Consider the following 14,856-nt stretch of genomic DNA (forward strand, 5'->3'; position numbering starts at 1 on the left):
AGAACACGATGTCCATAATGGAACCCGATCTGCACAAGCTTAAAATCAACGATCCGTTCCTGGGTCAGTATCAACGTCTGGTTCGCGATGTGGTGATCCCCTACCAGTGGGATGCGCTTAACGACCGCGTGACGGAGGCCGAACCGAGCCATGCCATCACCAATTTCCGCATTGCGGCGGGGCTGGAAGAAGGCGAGTTTTACGGCATGGTATTCCAGGACAGCGACGTGGCGAAATGGCTGGAAGCAGTGGCATGGTCGCTGTGCCAAAAACCGGATGCGGAGCTTGAAAAAACCGCCGATGACGTGATTGAGCTGGTGGCCGCCGCACAGTGTGAAGATGGCTATCTGAACACCTACTTCACGGTGAAAGCCCCCGGCGAACGCTGGACCAATCTGGCTGAATGCCATGAATTGTACTGCGCCGGACATATGATTGAAGCGGGGGTGGCGTATTTTCAGGGCACCGGCAAGCGTCGCCTGTTAGAGGTTGTCTGTAAGCTTGCGGACCATATCGACGCCGTCTTTGGCCCTGGTGACAATCAGCTGCACGGCTATCCCGGTCATCCGGAAATCGAACTGGCGCTGATGCGGCTTTACGATGTCACGCAAGAACCACGCTACATGGCGCTGGTGAAATATTTCATCGAAGAGCGTGGCGCTCAGCCCCATTTTTATGACATCGAATATGAGAAGCGTGGCCGGACGTCGCACTGGAATACCTACGGCCCGGCGTGGATGGTTAAAGATAAAGCCTACAGCCAGGCGCATCAGCCCCTTTCAGAACAGCAAACGGCGATCGGCCACGCGGTCCGCTTCGTCTACCTGATGGCAGGCATGGCGCATCTGGCGCGTTTGAGTCATGACGAAGGCAAACGTAAAGACTGCCTGCGCCTGTGGAACAACATGGTACAACGCCAGCTTTATATCACTGGCGGTATCGGCTCACAAAGCAGCGGCGAGGCCTTCAGCAGCGATTACGATCTGCCAAACGATACGGTTTATGCCGAAAGCTGCGCCTCGATTGGTCTGATGATGTTTGCCCGCCGCATGCTGGAGATGGAGGCGGACAGCCAGTATGCCGACGTGATGGAGCGTGCGCTTTACAACACGGTACTGGGCGGGATGGCGCTGGATGGCAAGCACTTTTTCTACGTCAATCCGCTGGAAGTTCATCCGAAATCACTCGCCTTCAACCACATTTATGACCACGTTAAACCGATCCGCCAGCGCTGGTTTGGTTGCGCCTGTTGCCCGCCGAACATCGCTCGCGTCCTGACGTCTCTCGGTCATTATATCTTTACCGCACGTCCGGATGCCTTGTTTATCAATCTCTACGTGGGGAATGACATTGCCATACCGGTAGGCGATCGGGCATTGCAGTTACGGATTAGCGGCAACTATCCGTGGCATGAACAGGTGAATATCAACATTACGTCTCCGGTTGTGGTCACCCACACGCTGGCGCTGCGCCTGCCGGACTGGTGCGAAAACCCTACTGTGACGCTGAACGGCGAAGCGGTTACCGGTGATGTGGTACGTGGTTATCTCTACCTCACCCGCAACTGGCAGGAAGGGGATGCATTAACCCTGACGCTGCCGATGCCGGTTCGACGCCTTTACGGAAATCCGCAGGTCCGACAGCAGGCGGGTAAAGTGGCGATCCAGCGCGGTCCGCTGGTTTATTGCCTGGAAGAGGCCGATAACGGACCCGGCCTGCATAATCTGTCGCTGCCTGCTGACAGTGAATTCAGGGTCTTTGAAGGAAAAGGCATATTTGCGCACAAGATGCTGATTCAGGTGCAAGGGGTGGCGCATCGCGCGTCAGACGCGGGTTCACAAGCGCTCTGGCAGTACGATCGCTCGCCGGTTAAACCTGAGTCCCATACGCTGACATTTATCCCGTGGTTTAGCTGGGCCAATCGGGGTGAAGGCGAAATGCGGATTTGGGTGGACGAGGCCTGATGCCCTCACCCCGCCCCTCTCCCACGGGAGAGGGAGTTTAAACCGGGCCAGCTGAAGCCGCCGTCCGGTGGCTCACGCGCTAAAATCTGTCAGCCCCCTCCGTGGGGGCATTGTTAACCATCAGAAACGCCAGGTCAGGCCGGTCATCAGGGCAAAGCTCTCCTCACGATCGATCATCGGGCTGTTCTTCACGTCATCGGGGAGCACCGTGTAAACCGCGCTGGCATGAAGGTACAGTTTTTGTGTCAGCTGGTATTTCGCCGCGAGTCCAACATAGGGGGTCCAGCTGTCACCGGCGGTGTATTTATTCAGGCCGGAGCGACGGGACTCGTTACCGGATACGCCGTAGTAGTAATCGTTATAACTTTCGTCACTGTAAAACACGCCAAAGGATGGCGTCAGGGTCAGGCGTTCCATACGGATCGGACGGAAGTAAGAGATCTCGCCTACCACACCGCCGCTTTCGTCCATAGCATCGCCGGAGGCGGCAATTTTCAGGCTACCCCACCGTTCATGGCGGTAATAAGCGCCGCCCACAAAAGCAGAGGCTTTACGTTCATCCAGGGTTTTCATCTGACGATCGTCGTTGTTATCCGGGTCAAAATGCAATGGCATCCAGGATGCGGTGAAGCTTAATTCATTTTTCTCGTCTTTCCACAGAATCCAGCCGCCCGTCGTCTGACGAATGTAAAAACGATCGCCTTCGTAGCTAATTAAAGGCACTGCTGAAGTCGTCTCATTATACCCTTTGTAAGGCGATTCATTAAATACGGCGCCCGCCCCAAGAGAGAACTCACCCGCCATAGCCGATGATGTCGCAAATAACGCGGTGATAATCAGTAAATTCTTTTTAATAGTCATTTATTGCAATCCATTTAGACGCCAAACAAGCGAGGCGATTCTAATGGTTACAAATTTGCCAGTGCAATAAAGCAGTTTATATAATATTATATATATAATCATATAGATGGGCGTGCATAATGAATAAATTACAATTAAAGCCGCGTGAATTAAAGATTATTTCCGTCATCGCCGCAACACGCAGCATCGGTGATGCCGCCGCGCTGTTGGGCATGGCGCAGGCCAATGTGAGCAAGTATCTGTCTGATTTTGAAACACGCGTGGGGCTGAAAGTTTTTGAACGCACCACTCGCCAGCTCGCCCTCACTCAGTTTGGTGAGGCACTCCTGCCGTACGTGAATGCCACGCTGGATAAAAATAGCCAACTGATTAATTTTATCGCGGACTACAAACATGAGAAGCGTGGAAGAGTCACCCTTTACGCCCCAACCGGTATTGTCACTTATCTGGCACGCCATGTTATTCATCAGATCGAAGAATTAGGTGATATTCATCTCTCGTTGAAAACCTATAATCTCGATCGTAATGAATTTTCCGAGGGTGTGACGTTTCCTGACGACTGCGATATTTTAATTACTTACACCCAGCCCAAAGATGAAAATTTGGTTGCTACCGTTCTGACAAAATACTCTATTACCGCGTTTGCTTCCAAAGAGTATTTAAACAGGCACCCTCTTTCCGGCCCTGAAGAGTTAATTAATCACTCGTGTATTTTAATTGACTCCATGCTCGTTGACGATGCCAACATCTGGCGGTTTCGCGTTCACGGCAGCGATGAAGTGCGCGATTACAAAGTGACGGGAAACTATATCTGCGACAATACGCAGACGGCCCTTGAGCTGGCAAGAAATAACCTCGGGATCGTTTTTGCGCCAAAGGAGAGCCTGAAAAAAGAGTTATCCCAGGGCATGCTGGTGCCTTGCTTCCCCCATGAAGAGGAGTGGTGGCTTAATTTAACCGCGATATTCCGCAAACGTGATTATCAACCGTGGCGGGTGCAATATGTTCTGGATGGCGTGCTGAACTGTCTTCGCCAGCAAATTGCTCAGGCCGCATCAGGGCGGCCTGAGTCTGAGGATCAAAACAGCCCGAGCGGCTTATCGGAATAACTGACCAGTAAGCATTTGGTTTGCTGATAATGGTCCAGCATCATTTTATGGGTTTCACGGCCTATGCCCGACTGTTTATAGCCGCCGAACGCCGCATGAGCAGGGTATGCGTGATAACAGTTAGTCCAGACGCGCCCGGCCTGAATACCGCGCCCCATCTTATACGCCAGATTACCGTTGCGGCTCCAGACGCCCGCCCCCAGCCCGTATTGCGTATCGTTTGCCAACGCCAGCGCCTCTTCCATGGTTTTAAAGGTCGTCACCGCCAGCACCGGGCCAAATATCTCCTCCTGGAAGACGCGCATATCGTTTTTGCCGTAGAGAATGGTCGGCTCGAGGTAGTAGCCCTCTTTCAGTTCACCCTCAAGCAGTTTACGACGGCCCCCGGTTAGCACATCCGCGCCCTCTTTTTTACCGATATCAATATAGTTGAGGATGGTTTCAAGCTGTCCATGTGACACCTGCGCCCCCATTTGTGTCCCGCTGTCGAGCGGGTTACCGCTGCGGATGGACTCTACGCGGCGGATCGCACGCTCCATAAAGCGCTCATAAATGGACTCCTGCACCAGCGCCCGGCTTGGACAGGTACAGACTTCGCCCTGGTTAAACGCAAACAGCGCAAAGCCTTCCAGCGCTTTGTCAAAGAAGGCATCTTCCTCGTCCATGACGTCCGCGAAGAAGATATTCGGCGATTTACCGCCCAGCTCCAGGGTGACCGGAATAATATTCTGCGTGGCGTACTGCATAATTTGCTGGCCCACTTCCGTGGAGCCGGTAAAGGCTACTTTGGCGATACGTTTTGAGGTAGCCAGATATTCGCCAATTTCACCGCCCGCGCCGTTGACCACGTTAATCACCCCTGGCGGCACCAGATCGCCAATGATTTCCATCAGCAACAGCACAGACAGCGGGGTCAGACGTGCGGGCTTCAGCACCACGCAGTTACCTGCGGCTAATGCGGGGGCCATTTTCCAGCTCGCCATCAGCAGCGGGAAGTTCCACGGGATAATTTGCCCTACCACGCCGAGTGGTTCATGGAAATGATACGCCACGGTTTCACTGTCCACTTCGCTGATCCCGCCCTCCTGCGCACGAATACAGGACGCAAAATAGCGGAAATGGTCGATGGCCAGCGGCACATCCGCCGCCGTCGTTTCACGGATGGGTTTACCGTTATCCCACGTCTCTGCAGCCGCCAAAAGCTCCAGATTTTGCTCCATGCGATCGGCAATTTTAAACAATATCGCCGCCCGGTCCTGAATGGACATCTGTCCCCATTTGTCTTTTGCTTTATGCGCCGCATCCAGCGCCAGATCGATATCTTTTTTACCCGAGCTGGCTATCTCACACAGCGGCTGGCCGGTGACGGGCGTCAGGTTGGAATAATATTCGCCGTCGACGGGGGCCACCCAGTCGCCGCCGATAAAGTTGTCATAACGGGGCTTAAGCTTCAGGGGATAACCATACTCGCCGGGCTGCATACGCGTTGAGGGAGGATTATTCGTCATGACCGTCTCCTTGCTGTGAATGTCTTACAAGGGTAGTCACGACTGATGCTTTTCTCGCCAGTTGATAACAGCTTTACGATAAGTATCACGGATTACCTTACTTTACGTTTCGTTTTTGCTACTCAGCCATACTTAGGATTAACGAAATGGGTGAGGGTACAACGATGGGGCTGTTTATCGGATTTGACGTGGGGGGCACCCATATTAAGCATGGCGTGATTGATGATGAGGGTAACGAGCTGGATTGCGATGAGTTTGATACCCCTGACAACGCGGAATCCTTCAAAGAGCAATGGCAGAAGGTCGTGGAGTCCTGGCAAAAATCCCATGACATCCAGGCTATTGGCGTCAGTTTCCCCGGCCATATCAATACCCATACCGGCCAGGCAGCCAAAGCAGGTGCCCTCAGTTACCTGGATGAGGTGAATCTGTATGAACTCTTTGGCGGGCTGACCGATCTCCCCGTTATCGCTGAAAATGATGCTAACTGCGCGGCACTTGGCGAGCGCTGGCGCGGGGCCGGACGCCATTACGAGAGCTTTGTCTGCATGACGATTGGCACCGGCATCGGCGGCGGCATTGTGACGGAAGGCGATCTCTACCGTGGCGCGCATTACCGCGCCGGTGAGTTTGGCGTCATTCCCGTGGGGAATAAGGGCGAATGCATGTATGAAGTCGCCTCGGCGCGCGGGCTGATGGAGGCCTGTCGTAAGGCGCTCGCCCTGTCAGAAGACGATATGCCCGACGGCGAGGCCCTCTTCACGCGCATGAACAGCGACGTCCATCTGCGTGAGGCCATCAATGAGTGGGCGTTGTACCTGTCACGCGGCGTATATAGCGTGATATCCATGTTTGATCCGCAGGCGGTGCTGATTGGCGGCGGGATTAGCGAGCAGGAAAAGATATATACCCTGATGGAAAAGCACCTGGAAACGTTCGAAGAGTGGGATGCGCTGCGCGTCCCCATTATGCCCTGCGAGTTAGGTAATCAGGCGGGACGGCTGGGTGCAGTCTGGCTGGCCCGGCAAAAATGGGCATCCCGCGCCTGATTCAGGGTTTGGTTGTCTCCGGAAAGAGCATTGCATCACGCAGCAGGTGATCGTTACCGCGACGGCGGGTAAAGCCAATGCGATTAAAATATTCCAGTATCTGAATCGCCAGCTTGCGTCCGACGTTGAGACGATCGCGGAAATCCGCCGCGCAGGTGGAGCCGCGCGCCTGATCCAGTTCACGGATCAGGCTGGCGAAGGTGACAATACGATCGTTGCGATAGTAACGATCTTTCACGATCGCGGTAATCAGCCCTTGCTGCGCCGCATGCCGCAATACCTGGCGCATTAAGGCTTCATCTGCGCCGGTTTCACGAGCCAGATCGCGCACCCACCAGGGTTCATCGCCAAACAGCGGCGCGGCTTTTTGCCAGATGGCCTCTTGCTCTGGCGTAAATCCGGCTTTGTGATCGGGTAAATGCAGCCAGCCGTGATGACTTTGAATCACGCCGCTCTCGCGCATCTGCTCGATTAACAGCAGCACCAGCGCATCGTCTTCCATCGGCAGCGCCATGCGGCGCAATCTCTCGCGCCCCGGCCCGGGTTCATCCTGATGCTGTTCATGATAGGTCGCCAGGGTTGTGAGCACTTTACGCTGCCAGCGCGCCGCGACGGGGGCACTCAGTAAGCTATTTCCCGCCTGAATAAAACCGGGCTGCTGCGTCAGCTGCCGTAGGCCTTCGCCATTAAGCTGGCGTGCCCAGGCAAAATCAGCAAGGTTTACCGCACCGCGCTCAAGACGTACCGCCAGCGCGGCGTCATCACCTTTTGCCAGCGCCAGCGCCGCCAGCCATTGCAGATAGTCTGGTTTACGTTTGCCGCGGCGGGGCGGATTGAGCATCACGACACGGGCCCCCGCCAGGGTTTCGCGAGCAGAGATATCACGCAGCACCAGTCTGTCGTTGTCCGCCAGCCAGAGCGGCGTGTCGAACACCAGCTCCGCAAGATCGTTTTCCAGCAGCGAAACGCGGCCGGTGACGTGGCTGGCAGCATGGTGGATATGCACCGGCTGCCATTGGGTGAGCGCCCCGAGCGTGTGTAGCGAGACAACCACCCGTTCAGACGGCTCAGGCGGCGCATCGGCCAATAGCCAGTCGCCGCGATTGAGCTGCTCTTTTTCCGCATCGCCCGCAATATTTAAGGCGATGCGTTGCCCCGCAGACGCACGTTCCGCAGGTTGGTTTTGCGCATGCAGGCCGCGCACGCGCATCGGTTTGTTGACCCCGGTTAGCCAAAGGGTGTCACCCACGTTTACGTCACCGCTGAGTGCGGTGCCGGTGACCACCAGCCCGGCCCCTTTGACGGTAAAGGCCCGATCGATTGCCAGGCGGAAGCGATGATGGCTGGCCTGCTCACGGGAAGCGAGCTGCGTGAGGTGTTCGCGGAGGGCCTCAATACCGCGGCCTTCCGTCGCCACCGTGACAAAAACGGGGGCATCGTCAAAACCATATTCGCCCAGCACGCGGGCGATCTGGTGACGAACCTCGTCAACACGCGCCTCATCCACGCGGTCGGCTTTGGTGAGCGCGACGGTGAGTTGAGGGTTGCCGGTCAGTTGCAGGATCGCCAGATGCTCGCGGGTCTGGGCCATCACGCCGTCATCGCAGGCAACCACCAGCAGGGCATGATCGATACCGCCGACGCCTGCCAGCATATTGGTGAGAAATTTTTCGTGGCCGGGGACATCGATAAAACCCAGCACGCGTCCATCCGGCTGCGGCCAGTAGGCATAGCCCAGATCGATGGTCATGCCGCGTTTTTTTTCTTCCGGCAGGCGATCGGCGTTTATCCCCGTGATCGCCTGTAATAGCGTGGTTTTACCGTGGTCGACATGACCCGCAGTGGCAATAATCATTTCAGCAACATCTCCAGAAAACGCTGTTCATCTTCAAGACAGCGTAGATCCAGCCATAAACGTCCGTCGTATATCCGACCAATGACAGGAGCGGGCAGCGCGCGCCAGCGCATCGACAAGGCCTCAAGCTGGCTTCCTCGACCGTCCTTCGGCGTAAACGTTAACGCCGCGCTGGGCAGCCTGTCCACCGGCAGCGAGCCGCTGCCGATTTGTGACTGACACGGCTCAACGCGAACATCGAACTGCGCAAAATGTGGCGCAATCTGCGCCTGCAAGCGCACGCCCTGGGCATGAATGGCGTCGGCATCGCGGGTCAACAGCCGCAGCGTGGGCAGACGTTCGGCCAGCTTCTCGGGGTGCAGATAGAGCCGCAGCGTGGCATCCAGCGCGGCGAGCGTCATTTTATCGGCGCGAAGAGCACGTTTCAGTGGATGAGCCTGCAACTGCGCGATCAGGTCGCGCTTGCCAACGATAATCCCCGCCTGCGGCCCGCCCAGCAGTTTGTCACCGGAAAAGCTCACCAGGCTGACGCCCGCGGCGATCATCTCCTGTGGCATCGGCTCCTTTGGCAAACCGTAATGGCTCAGATCCACCAGCGAACCGCTGCCTAAATCGGCAATGACCGGCACGTTCAGTTCGCAGCCCAGCGCGGCAAGCTCGGCTTCATCCACCGCTTTGGTAAAGCCTTCAACCTGATAATTGCTGGTGTGGACTTTCATCAGCAGCGCGGTATTGTCATTTACCGCGGCACGATAATCTTTGGCATGCGTGCGGTTGGTGGTGCCGACTTCATGCAGCACGCACCCGGCCTGACGCATCACGTCGGGAATACGAAAGGCGCCGCCAATCTCCACCAGCTCACCCCGCGACACCACGACCTCTTTACCCGCCGCCGTCGCCGCGAGCATCAGCAGCACGGCAGCGGCGTTGTTATTCACAATGCAGGCATCTTCCGCGCCCGTGATCTGGCAAAGCAATTCGGCCAGCGCGCGATCGCGATGCCCGCGTCCCGCGCCGTCCAGATCGTACTCCAGGGTAACGGGCGAACGCATCGCCTGGGTGACGGCCTCTATCGCCTCTTCGGCCTGCTGCGCACGGCCAAGATTGGTGTGCAGAACCGTGCCGGTAAGGTTAAACACCGGCTGCAGCGCCCCCGCCTGCCGTTGTTCGAGCCGTGCCTGTACCGCCTGAGCCCAGTTATCGTTCCATTCAGGCAGAATGCCTTCCTCACCAATCGCCCGGCGTGCGTCGTTTTGCAGCGTTCTGAGCGTATTCACCACGCGCGTATGCCCGTACCGGTTCAGTAACGGTTCAAATGACGCGTCACGCAGTAAGCGGTCCGTAGCGGGAAGGTGTCGGTAGAGCGAGCGGGAATCCGGTTTCATAAATCTGCCTGAGAATAAGAAAACTGCGGCTATTTTAGCAGGTTGATGCGTACGAGTCCTGAAAGGTGCAGCGAGCCTTTATCCAGATCAATTTATAAAATAACCCTCCCCCGCAAAGGAGATTTTCGCTAAATCACCTGCAATTAAAAGTGATTAACCCGCTGAATTTAATAGTACATTAAGCCGACGCTGTTATCCGCTGGGTCAGCGTGATCAGAAATAACAGCGACACGCGATAAAAAATAAACGATGTACAGAGCGGTAAGCGTCACCCGCTCTGGATAAATAACCCAATGAAGAAAGACAGTTAAATGATTAGGCTTTTGGCGGCTCGGTGCGTGCGAAGCTATCCCGCTGGAAAAGCGTCTCGGCCAGCTTAACCAGCAGCGGGCGTTCGACGCACCAGCCCGGCGCAACGCGGCGGAAATTGAGGTAGCCAATGGCGCAGGCGATGGCGATGGTGGCCAGATTGACGGCATCAGGCTCAATTTTACCCTCGCGGATCAGCGCTTCGCATCGGTCCAGGCTCCGGTTGATTTTCTCTCTTTGACGCAGCAATTCCGTTTCTGATTGTTGTGCAACCGGACGCGCCTGCTCACGAACGGAGGTCAGCGCGGCATCCATAATCCCATCGGCAAGAGCTTCAATCTGCTTAATAACCAGCGCGGCTTTCGGCTCACGCGGCATCATGGCCGGCGCGATGCCCAGCAGTTCGATGTATTCCGCAATGATGGGCGAATCAAACCAGGTCTCACCGTCATCGGTGACCAGCGCCGGTACTTTGCCTAACGGGTTATAAAGCGCCACGCCGTTTTCCGCATTGTAAGGCTGCTCGTTAATAAACTCGAAGGTGATGCCTTTTTCCAGCAACAGCACGGAAATTTTACGCACGAAGGGGCTGGTATAGCTGCCGATAAGTTTCATTGCCTGATCCTTGAACACTCAAAACGCTAAGTATGGATCAGACAATGAAAAATGGCAGGCGTTAGTGATCGAGATAGAGGTAATGCATCCAGCTGGTCATGCGCAGTAAAACTTTACGCATCACCGACACGTGCGAGAAGTGGTCGGAATAGACCGCCACCTGCGCATAAATGCCGTCTGGCAGGGCATCAACATCGGCATTTGGCGCCAGTTCAATGGTCCCCAGCACACCGTCAGTTCCCGGGGTAACCGTCAGGGACTGTAGGGCACCCTGCGCCTGATAAGAGCCTCCCGGCACCACCGGCAAAATGCTGGTGAGCTTACCGGCGAACACCTGGCCGGGCAGCGCGCTGAACACTACTTCGGCTTCGTCGCCCGGTTTAAGACGCAGCAACGAGTTCTGGCGGAACTGCGCGATAATCTGACGTTTCTGTTCAGGGATAAAGACCATCACCGGACGCAGCGGCAGTGCGGCTGCATACGTGCCCGGACGGATGAGCACCTGGGTGACATAACCATTGCTCGGTGCCCGCACCACGGTCTGATCAAGATTGTATTTGGCTTCTGCAAGCTGAGCACGCAGTGAAGCAATCTGCGACTGCTCGCCGTTGACCATGCTGTCCAGCTGACTCTGAATTTGTACCTGGTCTGCAACGGACCCTTTTACCATGGCATCCTGCGCCAGGTAATTTTGCCGCGCGTTGTCGATATCGCTTTCAGAGAACGGGTTAACCTTCGCCCGGCTGCCTTTCAGATAGCGTTGATAATCTTTATACAGACGGTCACGCTCTGCGGACACGCGGCTGGTGTTGGCGACCGCCTCCGTAAGCTGCGCTTTCAGGACGTCAATATTATGGGTGGCAGTGACTAAATCAGCATTCAGTCTGTCGACGCGCGCCTGATAACGGCCAGGGTCAAGTTTAAATAACACGTCGCCTTTTTTAATGAGTTGATTATTTTTATCGGTGACTTCGCTAACAATTCCCGTTACCTGCGGCGTAATCGGAATGGAAATAACCGCTTTTTGCGCCGTAAAAGTATAGGGATGGTTGTAGTTCATTAATAAAATAAGCCCGGCAACAATAAATACTCCGCCTAACGTGGCGGTTGCCAGTGTCCACTGGTTTACCGGAATGCGGAATATTTTAAAAATGGCCCAGGCGAAAGCCACATAGGTCAAAATAATGAGCAAATCCATGATTAATGCTCCTGGGTGTTCTGGGCAGCGGTCGGTTGCAGCGTGGCCAGTTTGTTTTCCAGCTCGGCGACGCGTAAGGCAAGCGCATCGACCTCAGGAAGCCGGTCTGACTCCAGACGAGGGTTTTGCATTCCCCAGCCACGCTCAGGCTGATAGAGGGTTGCCCAGATCCACAGAAATGGCCAGATAGCATGTAACGTAAACAGGCTAATCCAGCCCGCCGTATGAATCGCATCCGCATGAGGATGTTGACGTTTTTTTGCGATGTTATAGGGAATATCATGGATGGCGATGATTCCGTAAAACAGAACCAGAAAAACAAAAATCAATACACCCAGGGCAAAATAATTGAGAAACATATTTTCCTCACATAAACTGCGTAAACTCATTAACTTTGTAAAATGATAAGCAGCCAAATTAATTTGATTTAAGCGCAACGCTTGCACTTATTACGTAAGCGTCGTGGAGTATTGTTTTTTATTATAACTGCGTGCAAGTTTATAAGCGTGTCAAAATATAACATGAATAATAATATACTTAATCTTACACTGAGCGTAATGCAGGTTAAGACTTTTCGCCATACTACATAATGGAGGAATTTTTTTAGCATTGAATGTGAATTAATAACACTTGCAGACCCTGCCGTAAGACAGAGTTTGACATTAATCACATCCAGATAACTCCGCATAAAAATATTTTGTGAATTCAGTCACATTACAGAAACAAAGCCGCCCTTGTAAATTGTGACGCGCATCACAAAAGAAGGGCCGAAGCGCCTGTTTTTTGCCCGTTGTATTTTTTTTATTCGCCATTTATGTGATGGAGATCACTCTATAAATTACCCTCCCCCCTACATTTACGTGATGGAGATCACACAAAATTCCTCTGTCTGGACAGTTGAACGATTCAGTGCCAGATTTCACAGCATCAGAACAGGGCTCGGCTACCTCTCTGCCGCCGCGCATTAACAATAAACCTCGGGCCGCAAGCCTAAGCGTAACCAGAAGAAGGGGTGTTTTATGTCATCCGATTTCAAGATCAAAGTTCAAAGCTTTGGTCGTTTCCTCAGCAATATGGTGATGCCAAATATCGGCGCGTTTATCGCGTGGGGTATCATCACTGCCTTATTTATTCCAACAGGATGGATGCCAAACGAAACGCTGGCGAAGCTTGTTGGCCCAATGATTACTTATCTGCTGCCACTGCTGATCGGTTTTACCGGTGGTCGTCTGGTTGGCGGTGACCGCGGTGGCGTGGTGGGTGCCATTACTACGATGGGCGTGATCGTCGGTGCGGACATGCCGATGTTCCTGGGCGCCATGATTGCCGGTCCTCTGGGCGGCTGGGCGATTAAGAAATTCGACGTCTGGGTTGATGGCAAAATCAAATCCGGCTTTGAAATGCTGGTGAACAACTTCTCCGCGGGCATCATCGGGATGATCCTCGCGATTCTGGCGTTCATGGGCATTGGCCCTGCGGTTGAAGTGCTGTCCAAAGCCCTGGCGGCGGGCGTTAACTTCATGGTTATCCATGACATGCTGCCGCTGGCGTCTATCTTCGTTGAACCGGCAAAAATTCTGTTCCTGAACAACGCCATTAACCACGGTATCTTCTCACCGCTGGGCATTCAGCAATCCCACGAACTCGGCAAGTCTATCTTCTTCCTGATTGAAGCGAACCCGGGTCCCGGTATGGGCGTACTGCTGGCCTATATGTTCTTTGGTCGTGGTAGCGCGAAACAGTCTGCTGGCGGCGCGGCAATCATTCACTTCCTGGGCGGTATCCACGAAATTTACTTCCCGTACGTGCTGATGAACCCACGTCTGATTGTGGCCGTTATCCTGGGCGGTATGACCGGCGTGTTCACGCTGAGCGTGCTGGGCGGTGGTCTGGTCTCTCCTGCCTCTCCAGGCTCTATCCTGGCGGTACTGGCGATGACGCCAAAAGGCGCTTACTTCGCGAACATTGCTGCTATCTGTGCGGCGATGGCGGTCTCCTTCGTGGTCTCCGCAATTCTGCTGAAAACCAGCAAAGTGAAAGAAGAAGACGATATCGAAGCAGCGACCCGTCGTATGCAGGATATGAAATCTGAATCGAAAGGCGCGGCGACCCCGCTGTCTGCGGGTGACGTTTCTAACGACCTGAGCCACGTGCGCAAAATCATCGTTGCCTGCGATGCAGGTATGGGTTCCAGCGCCATGGGTGCAGGCGTACTGCGTAAGAAAGTGCAGGATGCGGGGCTGACCAACATCTCTGTAACCAACAGCGCGATCAACAACCTGCCACCGGATGTTGACCTGGTGATTACGCACCGCGATCTGACCGAGCGCGCCATGCGTCAGGTTCCTCAGGCGCAGCATATTTCACTGACCAACTTCCTGGACAGCGGTCTCTATACCAGCCTGACCGAGCGTCTGGTGGCAGCACAACGCCATGAAACTAACGAAGTGAAGGTGCGTTCCAGCCTGCAGGACAGCTTTGATGAGAGCAACGCTCACCTGTTCAGGCTCGGCGCGGAAAACATCTTCCTGGGCCGCACGGCAAGCCACAAAGAAGAAGCCATTCGCTTTGCGGGTGAGCAACTGGTGAAAGGCGGCTACGTTGAGCCAGAATACGTTCAGGCCATGCTGGACCGTGAAAAACTGACCCCGACCTATCTGGGCGAGTCAATTGCGGTTCCACACGGTACGGTTGAAGCGAAAGACCGCGTGCTGAAAACCGGCGTGGTATTCTGCCAGTATCCGGACGGCGTGCGCTTCGGTGAAGAAGAGGACGACATCGCCCGTCTGGTGATTGGTATCGCTGCCCGTAACAACGAGCATATTCAGGTGATTACCAGCCTGACCAACGCCCTGGATGACGACACGGTCATTGAGCGTCTGGCCAATACCACGAGCGTGGAAGAAGTACTGGCCCTGCTGAACAAATAAGCATGTCCTGACCCCTCTCCCTTCGGGAGAGGGTTAGGGTGAGGGAAATGCCTCACCCCAGCCCTCTCGGGTA

General features: G+C 54.7%; 11 protein-coding genes. 4 read left to right on the forward strand and 7 right to left on the reverse strand.

Going from position 1 to position 14,856, the window contains the following annotated elements:
- Positions 1–8 precede the first annotated feature (8 nt).
- The gene (locus tag LZP96_RS15120) at positions 9–1,964 is read left to right on the forward strand and encodes a glycoside hydrolase family 127 protein (protein WP_258926139.1); all 1,956 of its coding nucleotides are present in this window, start codon (positions 9–11) and stop codon (positions 1,962–1,964) included.
- Between the two features lie 120 nt (positions 1,965–2,084).
- Here LZP96_RS15120 and LZP96_RS15125 read toward each other — a convergent pair whose 3' ends face one another.
- Positions 2,085–2,825, reverse strand: a complete 741-nt coding sequence (locus LZP96_RS15125; protein ID WP_258926140.1) for a MipA/OmpV family protein — start codon at positions 2,823–2,825, stop codon at positions 2,085–2,087.
- 119 nt (positions 2,826–2,944) lie between these two features.
- Between LZP96_RS15125 and LZP96_RS15130 the strand changes: the two genes are divergently transcribed.
- Complete coding sequence (locus LZP96_RS15130; protein ID WP_258926141.1) at positions 2,945–3,934, forward strand: LysR family transcriptional regulator; 990 nt, start codon at positions 2,945–2,947, stop codon at positions 3,932–3,934.
- On the opposite strand, the gene aldB is transcribed toward LZP96_RS15130, so the two are convergent.
- Positions 3,904–5,442: an aldehyde dehydrogenase AldB gene (aldB, locus tag LZP96_RS15135; protein WP_258926142.1), complete on the reverse strand. Its 1,539-nt coding sequence runs from the start codon at positions 5,440–5,442 to the stop codon at positions 3,904–3,906. The genes LZP96_RS15130 and aldB overlap by 31 nt on opposite strands.
- Positions 5,443–5,606: 164 nt before the next feature.
- Between aldB and LZP96_RS15140 the strand changes: the two genes are divergently transcribed.
- Positions 5,607–6,491: an ROK family protein gene (locus tag LZP96_RS15140; protein ID WP_258926169.1), complete on the forward strand. Its 885-nt coding sequence runs from the start codon at positions 5,607–5,609 to the stop codon at positions 6,489–6,491.
- A gap of 1 nt (position 6,492) precedes the next feature.
- Here LZP96_RS15140 and selB read toward each other — a convergent pair whose 3' ends face one another.
- The 5 genes from selB to LZP96_RS15165 all read right to left on the reverse strand — a co-directional run bounded on the left by selB (position 6,493) and on the right by LZP96_RS15165 (position 12,212).
- The gene (gene selB, locus LZP96_RS15145) at positions 6,493–8,346 is read right to left on the reverse strand and encodes a selenocysteine-specific translation elongation factor (protein WP_258926143.1); all 1,854 of its coding nucleotides are present in this window, start codon (positions 8,344–8,346) and stop codon (positions 6,493–6,495) included.
- Complete coding sequence (gene selA, locus LZP96_RS15150; protein WP_258926144.1) at positions 8,343–9,731, reverse strand: L-seryl-tRNA(Sec) selenium transferase; 1,389 nt, start codon at positions 9,729–9,731, stop codon at positions 8,343–8,345. The genes selB and selA overlap by 4 nt, the downstream gene beginning before the upstream one ends.
- 315 nt (positions 9,732–10,046) lie before the next feature.
- Positions 10,047–10,655 carry a glutathione S-transferase gene (locus LZP96_RS15155; protein ID WP_258926145.1) on the reverse strand — a complete coding sequence of 203 codons (609 nt, stop codon included), beginning with the start codon at positions 10,653–10,655 and terminating at the stop codon, positions 10,047–10,049.
- A gap of 61 nt (positions 10,656–10,716) precedes the next feature.
- On the reverse strand, positions 10,717–11,853 hold the full coding sequence (locus tag LZP96_RS15160) for an HlyD family secretion protein (protein WP_258926146.1): 1,137 nt from the start codon (positions 11,851–11,853) through the stop codon (positions 10,717–10,719).
- A 2-nt stretch (positions 11,854–11,855) separates the two neighbouring features.
- Positions 11,856–12,212 carry a DUF3302 domain-containing protein gene (locus tag LZP96_RS15165; protein WP_258926147.1) on the reverse strand — a complete coding sequence of 119 codons (357 nt, stop codon included), beginning with the start codon at positions 12,210–12,212 and terminating at the stop codon, positions 11,856–11,858.
- A gap of 660 nt (positions 12,213–12,872) precedes the next feature.
- On the opposite strand from LZP96_RS15165, the gene LZP96_RS15170 reads away from it, so the two are divergent.
- Positions 12,873–14,783, forward strand: coding sequence for a PTS mannitol transporter subunit IICBA (locus LZP96_RS15170; RefSeq protein WP_258926148.1), 1,911 nt, complete (start codon positions 12,873–12,875; stop codon positions 14,781–14,783).
- Positions 14,784–14,856 lie beyond the last annotated feature (73 nt).

The sequence above is a fragment of the Huaxiibacter chinensis genome (assembly GCF_022171985.1).
GTDB classification, from domain to species: domain Bacteria; phylum Pseudomonadota; class Gammaproteobacteria; order Enterobacterales; family Enterobacteriaceae; genus Enterobacter; species Enterobacter chinensis_A.

Coding starts and splice junctions, on each gene's coding strand:
- LZP96_RS15120 (WP_258926139.1), top strand. CDS start 9: ATGTCCATAATGGAACCCGATCTGCACAAGCTTAAAATCAACGATCCG.
- LZP96_RS15125 (WP_258926140.1), bottom strand. CDS start 2,825: ATGACTATTAAAAAGAATTTACTGATTATCACCGCGTTATTTGCGACA.
- LZP96_RS15130 (WP_258926141.1), top strand. CDS start 2,945: ATGAATAAATTACAATTAAAGCCGCGTGAATTAAAGATTATTTCCGTC.
- aldB (WP_258926142.1), bottom strand. CDS start 5,442: ATGACGAATAATCCTCCCTCAACGCGTATGCAGCCCGGCGAGTATGGT.
- LZP96_RS15140 (WP_258926169.1), top strand. CDS start 5,607: ATGGGGCTGTTTATCGGATTTGACGTGGGGGGCACCCATATTAAGCAT.
- selB (WP_258926143.1), bottom strand. CDS start 8,346: ATGATTATTGCCACTGCGGGTCATGTCGACCACGGTAAAACCACGCTA.
- selA (WP_258926144.1), bottom strand. CDS start 9,731: ATGAAACCGGATTCCCGCTCGCTCTACCGACACCTTCCCGCTACGGAC.
- LZP96_RS15155 (WP_258926145.1), bottom strand. CDS start 10,655: ATGAAACTTATCGGCAGCTATACCAGCCCCTTCGTGCGTAAAATTTCC.
- LZP96_RS15160 (WP_258926146.1), bottom strand. CDS start 11,853: ATGGATTTGCTCATTATTTTGACCTATGTGGCTTTCGCCTGGGCCATT.
- LZP96_RS15165 (WP_258926147.1), bottom strand. CDS start 12,212: ATGTTTCTCAATTATTTTGCCCTGGGTGTATTGATTTTTGTTTTTCTG.
- LZP96_RS15170 (WP_258926148.1), top strand. CDS start 12,873: ATGTCATCCGATTTCAAGATCAAAGTTCAAAGCTTTGGTCGTTTCCTC.